We start from the raw sequence: 15,739 nt of genomic DNA, 5'->3' as shown, positions 1-15,739 counted from the left end.
GGCCGGTCTAGCTGGGCGCCTCGGCACCCTTGCGGGCGTAGAACCACCAGGTCACGGCCATGCAGCTCACGTAGAAGGCGACGAAGCCCCACATCGCGCTGGTCACGGCCACCGAGCCGAAGAGGGCCGGGATGAAGAAGAAGCCGTAGGCGGCGATGGCCGAGGTGAAGCCGGTGACCGCGCCGGACTCCATTTCCGCCTGCTTCAGGGCCCTGGCGTATTCCGGGGTGCCTTCGGTGAGGCCCTTGAGGTGGGTGCCGCGGAAGATGACCGGGATCTGGCGGAAGGTGGAGCCGTTGCCGATGCCGGAGAAGAAGAACGCGGCGAGGAAGCAGAAGAAGAAGCCGTAGAACGAGCCGCCGTCACCGCCCGAGGGCAGGAAGGTGATCACACCGATGATCGAGGCGGCCATGCCCACGAAGGACAGGATCGTGACCCGCGCACCGCCCCACCTGTCCGCGATCCAGCCGCCGCCCCAGCGGGCCAGGGCGCCGACGGCGGGACCCATCCAGGCGTACGTGGCGACCGGGTAGTCCGGGAACGTGGTCTTGATCAGCATCGGCAGGGCGGCGGCGAAGCCGATGAAGGAACCGAAGGTGCCGACGTACAGCCAGGTCATCAGCCAGTTGTGCTTGCGCTTGAAGATGACCTTCTGCCGGCGGAAGGGAGTCGACGCCACCTTGAGGTCGTTCTGCCCGAACCAGGCGACCGCGGCGAGGACCAGCAGCACCGGGACCCACAGGAACGCGGCGTTCTGCAGATGGACCGGGGTGCCGTCGGCCTTGTGCTGGGCGGAGCCGATCGCGATGGTCGACCAGGTGATGACGATCGGGGTCAGGAGCTGGACGACGGAGACGCCGAGGTTGCCGAGACCGCCGTTGATGCCTGTCGCGCTGCCCTTCTTGGCCTTCGGGAAGAAGAAGCCGATGTTGGCGAGGGAGGACGCGAAGTTCGCGCCGCCGATGCCGCAGAGGGCGGCGATCGCGACCATCACGGCGTACGGGGTCGTCGGGTCCTGGATGGCGACGCCGAGCCAGATCAGCGGCACGACGAGGACGGCCGTCGACAGCGCGGTGAAGCGGCGCTGGCCGACCATCGGGCCGAGGAAGGTGTAGAAGATCCGGGCCGTGCCACCGGTCAGACCGGGGACGGCCGTCAGCCAGAACAGCTGGGAGGTCGAGAAGCCGAAGCCGACGTCCTTCAGGTTGGTCGCGGTGACCGACCACACCTGCCAGACGACGAAGGCCACGAGCAGCGCCGGCACCGCGATCCACAGGTTGCGGGTGGCGACCTTCTTGCCGATGGACTTCCAGAAGAGCTCGTTCTCCGGCTCCCAGTCGGTGATCGGCTTGCCGGGACGGTACTGCTCCGTGTCGTACGAGGCGGGTGACGGCCCGGCCGTTCTGCTGTCCTGGACTACGGAACTCATGGCGCTTCCCTGATGTTTCGGGACGGTGCTTCCTTGCTCTTCCAGGCTGCGCCGCGGCATGAGGGGAGGTGAGAGTCGATGGTCGCCGGAAGGTCGGGCGTAGGTCCCTCCAGCGGGAGGACGGAGGGACCGGCAGCGCGGCCGTCACCGACGGGACGGAGGGACCGGCAGCGCGCCCGGCACCGGCCGGACGGAGGGACCGGGAGCACCGGCAGCGTGACACGACCATGCCGTGGCCGATGAGGACGAGGGTCGGTGTCCGCTGGGCGGCCATGGCCCCACTCCGTGGGGTCGCGGGTCTCTTGCCCACCTCCGTGTGGGCAATCGTCCCGCAGGGCGGGACGGGTGGGCACACGGGACGGCGCGGTACGAAGGGCGTGCCATGTGAGGGGCCCGCCGCCCGCTCTGGTGTGCTGGGGCACATGACACAACCGTTCCTGCCCCTCACCGCCCGCTCCCGCGAGGAGTCGCACCGTGCCGCCACACCCCTGGAACTCTTCTTCGACCTGTGCTTCGTCGTGGCCGTCGCCCAGGCCGGCGCCGAACTCGTGCACGCGATCGCCGAGGGCCACGCGGGCCAGGGCATCCTCGACTACGCGATGGTCTTCTTCGCGATCTGGTGGGCCTGGATGAACTTCTCCTGGTTCGCCTCCGCGTACGACAACGACGACGTCCTCTACCGCGTCGTCACCCTCATCCAGATCGCCGGCGTCCTCGTGCTCGCCGCCGGCGTCTCGCGCGCCTTCGAGGAGCACGACTTCCTCGTCGTCTACCTCGGCTACGTCGTGATGCGCCTCGCGATGGCCTCGCAGTGGCTCCGCGCCGCCCACCACGCCACCGCCCCCGCCGAGCGGACGATGTGCCGCCGGTACGCGGGCGGGGTCCTCGCCGTCCAGGTCGGCTGGCTCGCGCTGGTCCTGGCGCCCGAGCCGGCCCGCCCGTGGGTCTTCCTGGTGATGGCGCTCGCCGAGATGGCCGTGCCGGTGTACGCGGAGAAGGACGCGCCCAGTGCCTGGCACCCGCACCACATCGCCGAGCGCTACGGCCTGTTCACCATCATCGTGCTCGGCGAGACCGTCGCCGCCGCGACCGTCGCCGTGAAGACGGGCATCGTCGAGAACGACGCCCTCGGCGAGGTGCTTCCGATCGCCGCGGGCGGTCTGCTGCTCGTCTTCGCCGCCTGGTGGATCTACTTCGTCGTGCCCGCCCACGACCGGCTGACCTCCAGCCGCCAGGGCTTCCTGTGGGGCTACGGCCACTATGTGATCTTCGCGTCGGCGGCCGCCGTCGGGGCGGGTCTGGAGATCGCCGTCGAGCAGGCCGTGGGCAAGGCCCACATCTCCACGCTCGCCGCCTCGGCCGCCGTGACGATCCCGTCGGCCGTGTTCCTGCTGTCGGTGTGGCTGCTGCACGCCCGCTACTTCAAGGTCGGCATCGCGCAGCAAATGGTCCTGCCGGTCTCGTCGTTCGCGATCCTGATGTGCACGTTCGCGGGCCATTGGGCGGTCCTCGCGGCCGGGATCGTCGCGGCGGCGACGGTCGCCGTCGGGGTCACGCTGACCGCCCGCAACCCGGTCACGCGCGCGCGGGCGACGACCTGACGCCCCCTCGGGGAGGCTGGAGGATCCGCCGTCCACCGGGGCACAATCCGCCGCATGATGTTCCGCCTCCTCGGGCCGCTCACGGTGGCCGACGCCACGGGCGCCCCGATCCCCGTCACCGGCGGCCCCAAGGTCCGGGCCCTGCTCGCCCGGCTCCTCCTCGACGCGGGCAGGACGGTCCCGGTGGAGCGGCTCGTCGACGGCCTGTACGGGGACGAACCCCCGGCCGGCGCCCAGGGCGCGCTCCAGGCCCAGGTCTCGCGGCTGCGCCGGGCGCTCCCGCCGGGCGTGGCGGTGGAGTTCTCGCCCGCCGGCTACCGGCTGGCCGTCGAGGACGTCGACGTCCTCCGGTTCGAGGCGCTGGTCCGGGAGGGCGCGCGGGCCGGCGCGGCGGGCGACCCCGTCCGCGCGGCCGCCCTGCTGCGGGAGGCCCTCGGGCTGTGGCGGGGGCCGGCGCTGGCCGACGTACGGGAGGCGCCGTTCGCGGCGGGCCAGGCGGCCAGGCTGGACGCGCTGCGCCTCGACGCGGTGGAGGAGTGGGCGGCCGCCGAGCTGACGGCCGGCGGTGACCCTGCGTTACTCGTACGGGAGTTGGAGCATCTGTCCCGGGAGCATCCCCTACGGGAACGGCTGCGGGGCCTGCAGATGCGGGCCCTCGGCGCGGCGGGGCGCCAGGCGGAGGCGCTGGCCGTGTACGAGGCGGTACGGGCGGCCCTCGCGGAGGAGCTGGGGGCGGATCCGTCGCCGGAACTGTCCGCCGTACATCTGGAGCTGCTGCGGGGCGGGGAGTCGACGGCCTCGCAGCGGACGTTCCCGCCGCTCCCGGCACCGCTGACGGACTTCGTGGGCCGAGAGGGGGAGCGGGAGCGCCTGACGGCCCTGATGGCCGCCGCGCGGCTGGTGACCCTGGTGGGTCCGGGGGGCGCGGGCAAGACGCGCCTGGCCCTGGAGGTGGGGGCGGGGCTGCGGGGCGAGGTGCGGTTCGTGGATCTGGGGGTGGTGGCGGGTACGGGCGACGGCTCGGGTCCCGCGTCCGGTGAGGTCGCGGAAGCGTTCGCCGCCGGTCTCGGGGTGCGGGGTGCGGCGCGGCTCGAAGCGGCGCTCGCCGGCCGGCCGGTGGTGCTGATCGTGGACAACTGCGAGCACGTCGTCGTGGAGACGGCCGTCCTCGTACGGCGCCTGCTTGCCGCCCTCCCGGCGCTACGGGTCCTGACGACGAGCCGCGAAGCCCTCGGGATCACCGGGGAGTCCCTGCTGCCGCTCGGCGCGCTGGCACCGGAGGCGGCGGAGGAGCTGTTCGTACGGCGTGCGGCGGCGGTCCGGCCCGGCTTCACGGGCCACGCGCGCGTGGCGGAGCTCTGCTCGGGGCTCGACGGGCTGCCGCTCGCCGTCGAGCTGGCGGCGGCCCGGCTCCGGACGCTGTCCGTGGAGGAGCTGGCGGACGGGCTGGGCGAGCGGTTCGAGCTGCTGTCGCGCGGGGACCGCACCGCGCCGGAGCGGCACCGGACCCTGCGGGCCGTGGTGGAGTGGAGCTGGTCGCTCCTCGAACCCGGCGAACGGGAACTGGCGGCGCGGCTCTCGGTGTTCCGGGGCGGGGCGACGGCGGAGGCGGTGGCCCGGGTGTGCGGGCCGGGGGCGTATGCGCTGGCCTCGCTCGTGGAGAAGTCGCTGGTGGAGGTCCGGGACGACGGCCGGTACCGGATGCTGGAGACGATCCGCGCGTACGCCGCGGAGCGCCTCCCGGCCGGGGACCCGGCGCCGGCCGCGCACCACGCGTACTACCGGGAGCTGGCCGAGACGGCCGACCCCGAGCTGCGCGGGCCCGCGCAGCTGGAGTGGCTGGCCCGGCTGGACGCGGAGGACGCGAACCTGCGGGCGGCGCTGCGGCGGGGCACGCCGGAGGAGGGACTGCGGCTGGTGGCCGCGCTCAGCCCGTACTGGTGGCTGCGGGGGCTGCGGGGCAGGGTGGCGGCGCCGGTCGCGGAGCTCCTGGACCGGGTGGAGCCGACGGAGGAGCGGGGCGAGGAGTACGCGCTGTGCGTGCTCGCGGCGGGCCTGCGGGAGGGCGAACACGTCGAACGGGCGCGGGGGTTCCTCGCGGCGGGCACGGCTCCGCTGCGGCAGCCGTACACGGCGTTCCTGTGGTCGACGTCCGTGGGACCGGTGGAGGGCCTGCGGCTCGGCGACGACGCCTGGTCCCGTTCGCTGGGGCTCGTGGGCCGCGCCCTGCTGACGCCGGCGCCCACGGAGGCGGAGCCGCTCCTGAGGGAGGCCCTGGCGGGGTTCCGGGCGCTCGGGGAGCGATGGGGGACGGCGACGGCACTGGAGGGCCTGGCGGGCCTCTCGGCCGATCCGCTGCCCCTGCTCGGGGAGGCCCTGGAGCTCTTCGAGGAACTGGGAGTCGCGGAGGACGTGGTGGACCTGCTCCGGCGCCGGGCGACGGTCCACGAGAGGTCGGGCGACCGGGAGGCGGCGGAGTCGGACCGCACGCGCGCGGAGAGGACGGCGCGCGGGGCGGGGCTTGGTGGGGCACGACCGGCAACGTCTTCTTGATCGTCCCGGCCCTGCCCGCGCCCCACCCGCCCGGGCCTCGCCCTGCCCCGCGTGTGCCCGCGCCCGGGGCGGGCGGTGCCCCGGTCCGCCCCCCGTGTGGGCAATCGTCCCGCTGGGGCGATGGGGGTCCCCCCTGCTCGAGCGAAGCCGAGAGCTTGGGGGAGGGTGGGCACACGGGACGGCGCCCTCAGCGGCGCCTCCGCGTTCCGCGCCTGGACCCGCACCACGACGTGCCGTACCTGCGGGTGCGGGTTCAGGCGCGGAAGCCTCTGGCACCGGCAAGGGCGCCGTTCCGTTGTGCTCACCCGTTCCGCCCTGGGGGCACCTCCCGGACGAAGTCTGGGGGAGGAACGCCTGCCCACAACGGAACGACGGGCGCGGAACGCATGCCCACAACGGAGCGGAACGCCTGCCCACAGCGGGGCCGGCGAACGCCCGTCAACCGGCGTCAGTGCGTCGTCAGTGGGGCGTCAGCGCGTCGCGCGACCTTCTTCTCGTGCCCCGGGGACCCGCCCCAGCGCACCGGAACCGAGGAGACCACCATGCAGAACCCCGCCAACCCCCGCACCGCCTTCGTCACCGGCTCCTCCCGCGGTATCGGCCGCGCCCTCGCCCGGCGGCTCGCCCGGGACGGGATGGTCGTCGCCGTGCACTACGGGCAGGACGCCGCCGCCGCGCAGGAGACCGTGGACCTGATCGTCCGGGACGGCGGGCGGGCCTTCTCCGTCGGGGCCGACCTCGCCACGCACGACGGCGTGCGCGCGCTGGTCGACGGCGTCCGGGCCGGCCTCGCCGGCCACACCGGGGAGCCGGCCCTCGACGTCCTCGTCAACAACGCCGCCGCGACGACCTCCGGCGGCCACCTCGCGGACGAGACCCCGGAGGCGTTCGACCGCGTCTTCGCCGTCAACGTCCGGGCGCCGTACTTCCTCGTGCAGGGCCTGCTGCCGATGCTCAGGGACGGCGGACGGATCATCAACATCGGGTCCGCCGTCACCCGGATCGCCCTCGCCGACGAGCTGGCGTACGCGATGACGAAGGGGGCCATGGAGACCTTCACCCGCACCCTCGCCAACGTGGTCGGGGAGCGCCGGATCACCGTCAACACCGTCGCCCCCGGCCCGACCCAGACCGCCTCGCTCACCGCCGCCATGGCCGCGGTGCCCGAGCTCGAGGGGATGCTGATCGCCGGCCAGGCGCTGCCCTGGGTCGGGCAGCCCGAGGACATCGCCGACCCGGTGGCCTTCCTGGCCTCGGAGGACGGCCGCTGGATCACCGGCACCGTGATCGACGCCTCGGGCGGCACCTACCTCGGCCCGAAGCGCTGACCGAAGCGCTGACCGGAGCGATCGGCCAAGCGTCGTGGTAGGGAGGGGACATGACACCCCAGGACTCGATCACCGACGTCACCGGCCTCCGCGTCGGCCACGCGCGCCTGGACCGCCCCGGCGCCCTGACCGGCACCACCGTCGTCCTGGCCCCGGAGGGCGGGGTCGTCGCCGCCGTGGACGTACGGGGCGGCGGTCCGGGCACGCGGGAGACGGACGCCCTGGACCCGCGGAACGTGGTCCAGCGGATCGACGCGGTCGTCCTCACCGGCGGCAGCGCGTACGGCCTGGACTCCGCCTCCGGGGTGATGGCCTGGCTGGAGGAGCGGCACCGGGGCGTCCGCGTGGGCCCCGATCCGTCCCACGTCGTGCCGGTCGTGCCCGCCGCGTGCGTCTTCGACCTGGGCCGGGGCGGCGACTTCACGGCCCGCCCGGACGCGGCGACGGGCCGGGCGGCGGTGGAGGCGGCCGCCGCGAGCGGGGACCACGCGCGCGTGGAGACGGGCGCGGTCGGCGCGGGCACCGGGACCGTGGCCGGCGGCCTGCGCGGCGGGGTGGGGACGGCGAGCACCGTCCTGGAGTCGGGGATCACGGTCGGCGCGCTCGTGGTGCTGAACGCGGCCGGCGCGGCGGTCGACCCGGCGAACGGCGTCCCGTACGGCGCCTACTACGGCGCGGGTCCCCTCGCCTTCCCGGACGCCTCCGTCCACGAGGCGGCCCTGCGGCGGCTCGCGGAGGCGCGGAAGGCGTCCGCGCCGCCCCCGCTGAACACCACGCTCGCGGTCGTCGCCACCGACGCGGTGCTCACCAGGGCCCAGGCCCTGAAGGTCGCCGGCACCGCGCACGACGGCATCGCGCGCGGGGTGCGGCCGGTGCACCTGATGAACGACGGGGACACGGTCTTCGCCCTCGCCACAGGGGCCCGGGACCTCCCGGAGGGGCCGCTCGCCCTGAACGGGATCCTGACGGCGGGCGCGGACCTGGTCACCCGGGCCGTCGTCCGGGCCCTCCTCGCCGCCCCGGGCGGTCTGCGCGGCCCCGGCGGCGACTTCCCCTCGTACCGCGAGCTGTACGGGCCGGAGGCGGAGGCGTACTCCCGGTAAGGGGAGGGGAGTTGGAGAAATCGGGCGGGAACTTCGCGCGCGGACCCTTCGTTTTGCCGGAACCCCGGACACGATGTCAGACCCAGGGACTACGTTAAGCAAGCACCAAGTGACATGCGGCGACGGCCTGGAGACCCTCTTGAACGATCCGCAGGATCCTCACGATCCGTACGAGACGACCGAGACGCACCTTGAGCGACTCCTCGGCCGGGCGCTCAACTCCTTCGACCTGCCCGACTCCACCGTCGAGCGCCTCGGCACGGCGCTCGCCCACTCCAGCGCGCTGCACTCCTCGCACCACAGCGCGTCGCTGCACCGCACCACCCACCGCCACACGTACCTGCTCGCCGACGGCAGCGCGCTCAGCCTCTGGGAGCTCGTGCACAACGCCGGCCGGGACGGCGCCACGCAGCACGAGCTGTACCTGGAGGAGGCGGAGGCGCGGCTCGCCGCCTCCCGGCTCCCGACCGGGCCGCTGCCGGGCTGGACGGCGGAGCGCACCGACGGCCGCGCCCTCGACGAGGACGACGACCTGGAGCTGCTGAGCGCCCTGCTCGCCCGGCCGATACCCGCCCAGCCCCGGATGTACGTGCCGGACAACTCCGCCGACCACGCGCGCCGCGTCCTGCGCCGCGCGGAGAACGCGGACCGGCCGGGCGAGCGCACGGCCCGCCGTCTCCGGCTGGCCTTCGCGCACCACATCACCCAGGCCTTCGGCCGCCACTGCCCGGTGGAGGGCGGCCGGGACGCCGGCTTCACCCTCTACGAGCACCAGTTCCTGCTGCTCGACGGCAGCGAGGTCAGCCTCTGGGAGGTCGAGCACACGGCGACGCCGGACGGCCGGCACATGTGCGAGGTGTACGAGGACGAGCACGCGGCCCGCGGGGCGATGGAGTCCCGCTCCCGGGTGCGCTGACGGCAGGGGTGAGGGGCGGTGCGCTCGCGGTGCGCACCGCCCCTCTTCGGACGGCCCCCTCCTGCCCAGGGGGCCGGGCTCAGGCCGCCACGGTGACCTCCGTGTCGGCGGCGGGCGCGGGTTCGGCCTCGGGGGCGGTCTTCCGGGTGCTCTTGAGGAGGATCACCAGGCCGGCGCTGACGGCCGTTCCGGCGGCGATGGCGAGCAGGTAGAGGAACGGGTTTCCGATCAGCGGGATCACGAAGATGCCGCCGTGCGGGGCCCGCAGGGTGCAGTCGAAGGCCATCGACAGGGCGCCGGTGACCGCGCCGCCCGCCATCGCCGCCGGGATGACCCGCAGCGGGTCGGCGGCGGCGAAGGGGATCGCGCCCTCGGAGATGAACGAGGCCCCGAGGACCCAGGCGGCCTTGCCGTTCTCGCGCTCGGTCTTCGTGAAGAGCCGGCCCCGTACGGTCGTGGCGAGGGCCATCGCGAGCGGCGGCACCATGCCCGCCGCCATCACGGCGGCCATGACCTTGAGGGAGCCCTCGTTGGGGTTGGCGAGGCCGCCGACGGCGAAGGCGTACGCGACCTTGTTGACGGGGCCGCCGAGGTCGAAGCACATCATCAGGCCGAGGATGACGCCGAGGATGACCGCGTTGGCGCCGGAGAGGCCGGACAGCCAGTCCGTCAGGGCCTTCTGGAGGCTCGCGATCGGCTTGCCGACGACGAGGAACATCAGGAAGCCGACGACGATCGAGGACAACAGCGGGATCACGACCACCGGCATGATGCCCCTGAGGACGGCGGGGATCCGCACCCGCTGGATCGCGAGGACCGTGCCGCCCGCGATCAGACCGGCGGCGAGACCGCCGAGGAAGCCCGCGTTGACGGTGAGGGCGATCGCGCCGCCGACGAAGCCGGGGACGAGTCCGGGGCGGTCGGCCATCCCGTACGAGATGTATCCGGCGAGGACCGGGACGAGGAAGCCGAACGCGAGGCCGCCGATCTGGAACATCAGCGCGGCCCAGCTGTCGACCTGCCCCCAGTCGAAGTGCTGGGTGACGGAGGGTGCCTTGTTGATGTCCCAGCCGCCGATGGCGAAGCCGAGGGCGATGAGGAGACCGCCCGCGGCGACGAACGGGACCATGTAACTGACACCGGACATCAGCCACTTGCGGAGCTTGGTGCCGTAGCCCTCGTCCGGCTCGCCCGCGCGCTCGACGGGCGTCGGCTTCGCGGCGGAGACCTCGCCGCGCGCGGCCTTGTCCCGGACCTCGGCGATGAGTTCGGCGGGGCGGTTGATGCCGGCCTTGACGCCGACGTCGACGGTCGGCTTCCCGGCGAACCGTTCCTTCTCCCGCACGGGCACGTCGTGCGCGAAGATCACGCCGTCGGCTGCAGCGACGACCGCCGGGTCGAGCCGGGTGAACCCGGCCGAACCCTGCGTCTCGACGGCGACCTCGACACCCGTGGCCTCGCCCGCCTTCTCCAGCGCCTCGGCCGCCATGTAGGTGTGCGCGATGCCGGTGGGGCAGGAGGTGACGGCGACGATCCGGAAGGGCGCGCCGGCGGCCGGGGCTTCCGGAGCGGCCGGGGCTTCAGGAGCGGCGGGAGCTTCAGGAGCGGCGGGAGCTTCAGGAGCAGCGGGGATTCCGGCAGCGACCGGCTCCTCCGGAACCACCTCCTCCGCAACCGGCTCCTCCGAGACCGCCTCCTCCGCAGCAGGCGCCTCCTCCCCCGCGATCAGTGCCGCCGCCCCCGCCGGGGACGTCGCGGAGCGCAGCGCGTCCGTGAACTCGGGGTCCATCAGGTGCCGCGCGAGCGAGGACAGGATCGTCAGATGGGCGTCGTCCGCGCCCGCCGGGGCGGCGATCAGGAAGATCAGGTCCGCCGGGCCGTCCGGGGCGCCGAAGTCGACGCCGGCGGCCGAGCGGCCGAAGGCGAGGGTCGGTTCGGTGACGTGGGCGCTGCGGCAGTGCGGGATGCCGATGCCGCCGTCCAGGCCGGTCGGCATCTGGGCCTCGCGGGCCGCGACGTCCGCGAGGAAGCCGTCGAGGTCGGTGACCCGGCCGCGTGCGACCATGCGCTCCGCGAGCGAACGGGCCGCCGCTTCCTTGCTGTCGGCGGACAGGTCGAGGTCGACCAGGTCCGCGGTGATCATCCTGCTCATCGCGGGCTCCCTTGCTCGCTGAGTACTCGGTCGAGGGGTACGTCGGCGGTCACCGTGACCGCCGCCGGGTCCAGGTCGCCCGGGGTGGGCATCTCGCTGCCGGGCAGCTGCACGGCGGCCGCCCCGTGGGCGACGGCGGCCGCGAGGGCCTCGGGGCCCTCGCCGCCGGCGGCGAGGAAGCCGGCGAGGGAGGCGTCGCCCGCGCCGACGTTGGAACGGACGGCGGCGACGGCCGCGTGGCCGTACCAGACGCCGTCCGCGGAGACGAGGAGCTGGCCGTCGGCGCCGAGGCTGGCGAGGACGGCGCCCGCGCCGAGCTCGCGCAGTTCCTCGGCCGCCTTGACCGCGTCGCCGACGGTGGCGAGCGGGCGGCCGACGGCCTCGGCGAGTTCGTCGGCGTTCGGCTTGACGACGTCCGGGCGGGCGGCGAGCGCCGCCAGCAGCGACGGGCCCGAGGTGTCGAGGGCGATGCGGGCGCCGGCGCCGTGGGCGCGGGTGACGAGCCGGGCGTACCACTCGGGGGCGAGGCCGCGCGGGAGGCTGCCGCAGCAGGCGATCCAGTCGGCGGCGGGCGAGTAGGCGCCGACGGCGGAGAGCAGGGTCTCGGCCTCCTCGCCGCTCAGCTCGGGGCCCGGCGCGTTGATCTTCGTCAGGGTGCCGTCGGGTTCCGCGAGGGCGATGTTGGAGCGGGTGTGGCCGGTGACGGGGACGGGGGCCACCTCGATGCCCTGGCGAGCAAGGAGCTGGGCGACGAGGGCGCCGGGGGCGCCGCCGAGGGGGACGACGGCGACGGTGCGGTGTCCGGCGGCGGCGACGGCCCGGGACACGTTGACGCCCTTGCCGCCGGGGTCGACGCGTTCGGCGGCGGCGCGCAGCACCTCGCCGCGCTCCAGGCCGGGAACCTCGTACGTCCGGTCCAGGGAGGGGTTGGGGGTGACGGTGAGGATCATGCGCGTACGACTTCCGTTCCGGTGGCCTCGATGGCCTCGGCGTCCTCGGGGCTGAGCCCGCTGTCGGTGACGATCAGGTCGACGTCGGCGAGGTCGGCGAAGCGGGCGAAGTGCTCCTGGCCGTGCTTGGCGGAGTCGGCGAGGAGCACGACCCGGCGGGCGGAGGCGACGACGGCGCGCTTGACGGCGGCCTCGGCGAGGTCGGGGGTGGTGAGCCCGTGCTCGGCCGAGAAGCCGTTGGCGCCGAGGAAGGCGACGTCGGCGCGGATCTCCCCGTACGCCCTGAGCGCCCAGGCGTCGACGGCGGCGCGGGTGCGGTGGCGTACGCGGCCGCCGACGAGGTGCAGGTCGATGCCGGGGTGGTCGGCTAGGCGGGCGGCGACGGGCAGGGCGTGGGTGACGACGGTCAGCGCGCTCTCGAGGGGGAACTCGGCGGCCAGGCGGGCGAGGGTCGTGCCGGCGTCGAGGACGACGCTGCCCTCCGTGGGGAGTTCGGCGAGGGCCGCGCGGACGATGCGGTCCTTCTCGTCGGCGGCGGTGGACTCGCGCTCGGCGATGTCGGGCTCGAAGTCGAGCCGTCCGGCGGGGATGGCGCCGCCGTGGACCCGGCGGACGAGCCCGGCCCGGTCGAGGGCCTTGAGGTCGCGCCGTACGGTCTCGGCGGTGACCTGGAACTCCTCGGCGAGGGAGAGGACGTCGACGCGTCCGCTCTCGCGGGCGATCCGGAGGATCTCTTGCTGGCGCTCGGGTGCGTACATGCCTGTCTACGTCCGTTCGATGCCCGAACCTGTGGTTTCAGTGTCAGGCTACGCCTCGATTTCCGGCAAGTAAACGAATCCGGGCATTCATGTGGGCACAAACGGACATCCGTCTGGTGGGAGCGGACATCGGGCCTTGTCCGGTACGGACATGGGTCCCGGAGCCGCGTACGACGAAGGGCCCTGCCCCCGGGACGAATCCCGGGCGCAGGGCCCCAGCCGGGCGAAGGGCTCAGGGCGTGAGCACCGGCTCCTTGTCGGCCGTCACGGTCTCGCCCGCCTCGTCGGCGTCGTCGCCGCCGCCCTCCAGGTGCTGCTTCGGCTTCGCCGGCAGCGCGAACATCACCAGGAAGATCACGGCGAGCACGCCCGCCGCCCAGCCCAGCGCGTTCTGGAAGGCGTCCGCGAACGCCTGCCCGATCTCGCCCGGAGCCTTCGCGAGCCGCTCGTCGTCGATCTGCCCGAAGAAGACCACGGACACCAGGCCGAGCCCGAGCGCGTTGCCCATCTGCCCGGTCGTGTTGATCAGACCCGAGGCCGAACCCGCGTGCTCCTTCGGCACCTCCGACAGCACCGCGTCCGTCAGCGGCGCCACGATGAGGCCCATGCCGAGACCCATGACCACCAGCGGCGGGATCATCTGCCAGGAGTGGATGCCGGTGCCGTAACGATCCGCCACGAACAGGTAGAGCAGGACGCCCGCGATCATCGTCAGCGCGCCCGCCTGGAGCACCTTCCGGCCGAAGCGCGGCACCAGCTTCTGCACGGACATGCCCGCGGCCACCGAGACCGAGATCGAGAACGGCACCCCGGTCAGGCCCGCCTTCAGCGGGGTCCAGCCGAGCCCGATCTGCATGTACAGCGTCCAGACCAGGAAGAAGATGCCGAGCACGACACCGAAGGTCAGCTGCACGGCGATACCGGCGGCGAAGCTCTTCACCCGGAACAGCGACAGCTCGACGAGCGGCGAGCCGTCCTTCTTCGTCTTGTACTTCTCGTACGCGACGAGGGCACCGAAGACGAGGAGGCTGCCGGCCATCATCAGGTGGCCCCACAGCGGCCAGTCCAGCTCACGGCCGCGCGTCAGCGGGTAGATCAGCATCAGCAGCGCGGCCGTCACCAGGACCACGCCGACCAGGTCGAGCCGGAGCGCCTTCGGGGCCTTCGACTCGGTGATGAACTTCCGGCCCAGGAGCAGGGCGGCGACGCCGACCGGGAGGTTGATCAGGAAGATCGGGCGCCATTCGAGGCCCGCGATGTTCCACTGCGTGAGCAGCGCGCCGAGCAGCGGGCCGGAGACCGCGCCGAGGCCGATGATCGCGCCGAACATCCCGAAGACCTTGCCGCGCTCGTGCGCCGGGAAGGTGGCGTGGATGATCGACAGGACCTGCGGCACCATCATGGCGGCCATCGCGCCCTGGAGGAGGCGGGAGGCGACCAGCATCTCCTGGTTGGCCGCGAAGCCGCAGAGCGCCGAGGCGAGGGTGAAGCCGGCGGTGCCGAGGAGGAAGAGGCGCTTGCGGCCGTAGATGTCCCCGAGCCGCCCACCGGTGATCAGACCGGCGGCGAACGCGAGCGCGTACCCGGCGGTGATCCACTGGATGACCGCCGGCGTGGCGCCGAGGTCCTTCTCGATGCTGGGGATCGCGATGTTGACGATCGTGGCGTCGACCAGGTCCATGAAGGCGGCGGTCATGACGATGGCGAGGGCGATCCAGCGCCGCTTGTCGCTGGCCGCTGCCGCTTCCGTGGCGGCGTCGTGTGAACTCATACGAAGAAGATAGAAGTCATGTAGGTCAGGTCATGTCCTAGATAGGGCGCATCCTGGAAAACATGACGGACACCCCGGCACGACTCCTGAATCTGCTCTCGCTCCTCCAGACCCCGCGCGAGTGGCCCGGAAGCGAACTCGCCGAACGGCTCTCGGTCTCCCCGCGCACCATCCGCCGGGACATCGACCGGCTCCGCGACCTCGGCTACCCGGTCGAGGCCACCATGGGCGCGGTCGGCGGCTACCGCCTCGTCGCCGGTACGGCCATGCCGCCGCTGCTCCTCGACGACGAGGAGGCCGTCGCGATCGCCGTCGGCCTGCGCGCCGGGGCCGGGCACGCGATCGAGGGCGTCGAGGAGGCGTCCGTACGGGCCCTGGCGAAGCTGGAGCAGGTGCTGCCCGCGCGGCTCCGGCACCGGGTCTCGACCCTCCAGAACGCGACGATCCCGCTCACCCGGGGCGACGGCGCCACGGTCACGCCCGCGACGCTGACGGCGCTCGCGGGCGCGGTGACCGGGCACGAGCGGCTGCGGTTCGGCTACCGGGCGGGGGACGGGACGGAGACGAAACGGCTGGTCGAGCCGTACCGGCTGGTGTCGACGGGGCGGCGCTGGTACCTCGTCGCCTACGACGTGGGGCGGGAGGACTGGCGGACCTTCCGGGTGGACCGGGTGAGCGAGCCGCTCCCGACGGGCGCGCGCTTCAGCCCGCGGGAGCTGCCGTCGGGCGACGCGGCGACCTACATGGCCCGCTCGATGGCGCGGGCCCAGGGCGAGGTCGAGCTCGACGTGACCTTCGCGGCGCCGGCCGAGTTCGTCGTGGCCCGCCTTCCGTCCCACCTCGTCCCGGTCGCGGAGGGCCCCGACGCGTGCCGGCTCCGCGCCCGCGTCACGGACTCGGTCGAATGGCTGGCCCTGCGGCTGGCCCTGATGGACATCCCGTTCAGGGTCCACGGCCCGGGGTCACTGGTGACGTACATGAGGGACCTGTCGTCCCGCCTCTCAGCGGCGGCCGGCTGAACGCCGTTGTGGCGCGCCCTTACGCCCGTGGCGGAACGGGTGGGCACAACGGACGGCGCCCTTGCTCGCGCGCATGTTGGAGACCTCCGCGCGGCTTCTGCGGTTGCTGTCCTTGCTTCAGGCCCATCGCGAGTGGTCCGGTGCCGAGCTCGCCCGTCG

Annotated in this window: 11 protein-coding genes; 6 read left to right on the top strand and 5 right to left on the bottom strand. The window is 73.6% G+C overall.

Annotated features, from left to right (window positions below; genetic code table 11):
- Positions 1–7: 7 nt before the first annotated feature.
- Positions 8–1,429, bottom strand: a complete 1,422-nt coding sequence (locus ABT041_RS26600; RefSeq protein ID WP_351188635.1) for an MFS transporter — start codon at positions 1,427–1,429, stop codon at positions 8–10.
- 422 nt (positions 1,430–1,851) lie between these two features.
- Between ABT041_RS26600 and ABT041_RS26595 the strand changes: the two genes are divergently transcribed.
- From ABT041_RS26595 to ABT041_RS26575, 5 genes are all read left to right on the top strand, one after another.
- Positions 1,852–3,030: a low temperature requirement protein A gene (locus ABT041_RS26595; RefSeq protein ID WP_351188632.1), complete on the top strand. Its 1,179-nt coding sequence runs from the start codon at positions 1,852–1,854 to the stop codon at positions 3,028–3,030.
- Positions 3,031–3,084: 54 nt separating this feature from the next.
- Complete coding sequence (locus ABT041_RS26590) at positions 3,085–5,583, top strand: ATP-binding protein (RefSeq protein ID WP_351188629.1); 2,499 nt, start codon at positions 3,085–3,087, stop codon at positions 5,581–5,583.
- Between the two features lie 542 nt (positions 5,584–6,125).
- Positions 6,126–6,911, top strand: a complete 786-nt coding sequence (locus ABT041_RS26585; RefSeq protein ID WP_351188626.1) for an SDR family oxidoreductase — start codon at positions 6,126–6,128, stop codon at positions 6,909–6,911.
- 50 nt (positions 6,912–6,961) lie between these two features.
- On the top strand, positions 6,962–8,014 hold the full coding sequence (locus tag ABT041_RS26580; protein ID WP_351188623.1) for a P1 family peptidase: 1,053 nt from the start codon (positions 6,962–6,964) through the stop codon (positions 8,012–8,014).
- Between the two features lie 73 nt (positions 8,015–8,087).
- The gene (locus ABT041_RS26575; protein ID WP_351188621.1) at positions 8,088–8,930 is read left to right on the top strand and encodes a DUF6227 family protein; all 843 of its coding nucleotides are present in this window, start codon (positions 8,088–8,090) and stop codon (positions 8,928–8,930) included.
- A gap of 79 nt (positions 8,931–9,009) precedes the next feature.
- Here the strand turns inward: ABT041_RS26575 and ABT041_RS26570 are convergent, their stop codons facing one another.
- The 4 genes from ABT041_RS26570 to ABT041_RS26555 all read right to left on the bottom strand — a co-directional run bounded on the left by ABT041_RS26570 (position 9,010) and on the right by ABT041_RS26555 (position 14,561).
- Complete coding sequence (locus ABT041_RS26570) at positions 9,010–11,082, bottom strand: PTS fructose transporter subunit IIABC (RefSeq protein WP_351188618.1); 2,073 nt, start codon at positions 11,080–11,082, stop codon at positions 9,010–9,012.
- Positions 11,079–12,032 carry a 1-phosphofructokinase gene (gene pfkB / locus ABT041_RS26565; protein ID WP_351188615.1) on the bottom strand — a complete coding sequence of 318 codons (954 nt, stop codon included), beginning with the start codon at positions 12,030–12,032 and terminating at the stop codon, positions 11,079–11,081. The genes ABT041_RS26570 and pfkB overlap by 4 nt, the downstream gene beginning before the upstream one ends.
- Complete coding sequence (locus tag ABT041_RS26560) at positions 12,029–12,790, bottom strand: DeoR/GlpR family DNA-binding transcription regulator (protein WP_351188613.1); 762 nt, start codon at positions 12,788–12,790, stop codon at positions 12,029–12,031. The genes pfkB and ABT041_RS26560 overlap by 4 nt, the downstream gene beginning before the upstream one ends.
- A gap of 232 nt (positions 12,791–13,022) precedes the next feature.
- Entirely contained in the window at positions 13,023–14,561 is a 1,539-nt protein-coding gene (locus tag ABT041_RS26555) for an MFS transporter (RefSeq protein ID WP_351188611.1), read from the bottom strand.
- A gap of 62 nt (positions 14,562–14,623) precedes the next feature.
- On the opposite strand from ABT041_RS26555, the gene ABT041_RS26550 reads away from it, so the two are divergent.
- On the top strand, positions 14,624–15,580 hold the full coding sequence (locus ABT041_RS26550; protein ID WP_351188609.1) for a helix-turn-helix transcriptional regulator: 957 nt from the start codon (positions 14,624–14,626) through the stop codon (positions 15,578–15,580).
- Positions 15,581–15,739 lie beyond the last annotated feature (159 nt).

It is taken from the genome of Streptomyces sp. NPDC002825 (genome assembly GCF_040295385.1).
Taxonomy (GTDB): Bacteria; Actinomycetota; Actinomycetes; order Streptomycetales; family Streptomycetaceae; genus Streptomyces.
The sequence above is the reverse complement of the archived record's forward strand: the minus strand, read 5'-3'. Positions and strand labels throughout refer to the sequence as shown.

Bases quoted from the DNA above. Each gene is read 5' to 3' on its own strand.
- ABT041_RS26600 (WP_351188635.1), bottom strand. From the start codon at position 1,429: ATGAGTTCCGTAGTCCAGGACAGCAGAACGGCCGGGCCGTCACCCGCC.
- ABT041_RS26595 (WP_351188632.1), top strand. From the start codon at position 1,852: ATGACACAACCGTTCCTGCCCCTCACCGCCCGCTCCCGCGAGGAGTCG.
- ABT041_RS26590 (WP_351188629.1), top strand. From the start codon at position 3,085: ATGATGTTCCGCCTCCTCGGGCCGCTCACGGTGGCCGACGCCACGGGC.
- ABT041_RS26585 (WP_351188626.1), top strand. From the start codon at position 6,126: ATGCAGAACCCCGCCAACCCCCGCACCGCCTTCGTCACCGGCTCCTCC.
- ABT041_RS26580 (WP_351188623.1), top strand. From the start codon at position 6,962: ATGACACCCCAGGACTCGATCACCGACGTCACCGGCCTCCGCGTCGGC.
- ABT041_RS26575 (WP_351188621.1), top strand. From the start codon at position 8,088: ATGTCAGACCCAGGGACTACGTTAAGCAAGCACCAAGTGACATGCGGC.
- ABT041_RS26570 (WP_351188618.1), bottom strand. From the start codon at position 11,082: ATGAGCAGGATGATCACCGCGGACCTGGTCGACCTCGACCTGTCCGCC.
- pfkB (WP_351188615.1), bottom strand. From the start codon at position 12,032: ATGATCCTCACCGTCACCCCCAACCCCTCCCTGGACCGGACGTACGAG.
- ABT041_RS26560 (WP_351188613.1), bottom strand. From the start codon at position 12,790: ATGTACGCACCCGAGCGCCAGCAAGAGATCCTCCGGATCGCCCGCGAG.
- ABT041_RS26555 (WP_351188611.1), bottom strand. From the start codon at position 14,561: ATGAGTTCACACGACGCCGCCACGGAAGCGGCAGCGGCCAGCGACAAG.
- ABT041_RS26550 (WP_351188609.1), top strand. From the start codon at position 14,624: ATGACGGACACCCCGGCACGACTCCTGAATCTGCTCTCGCTCCTCCAG.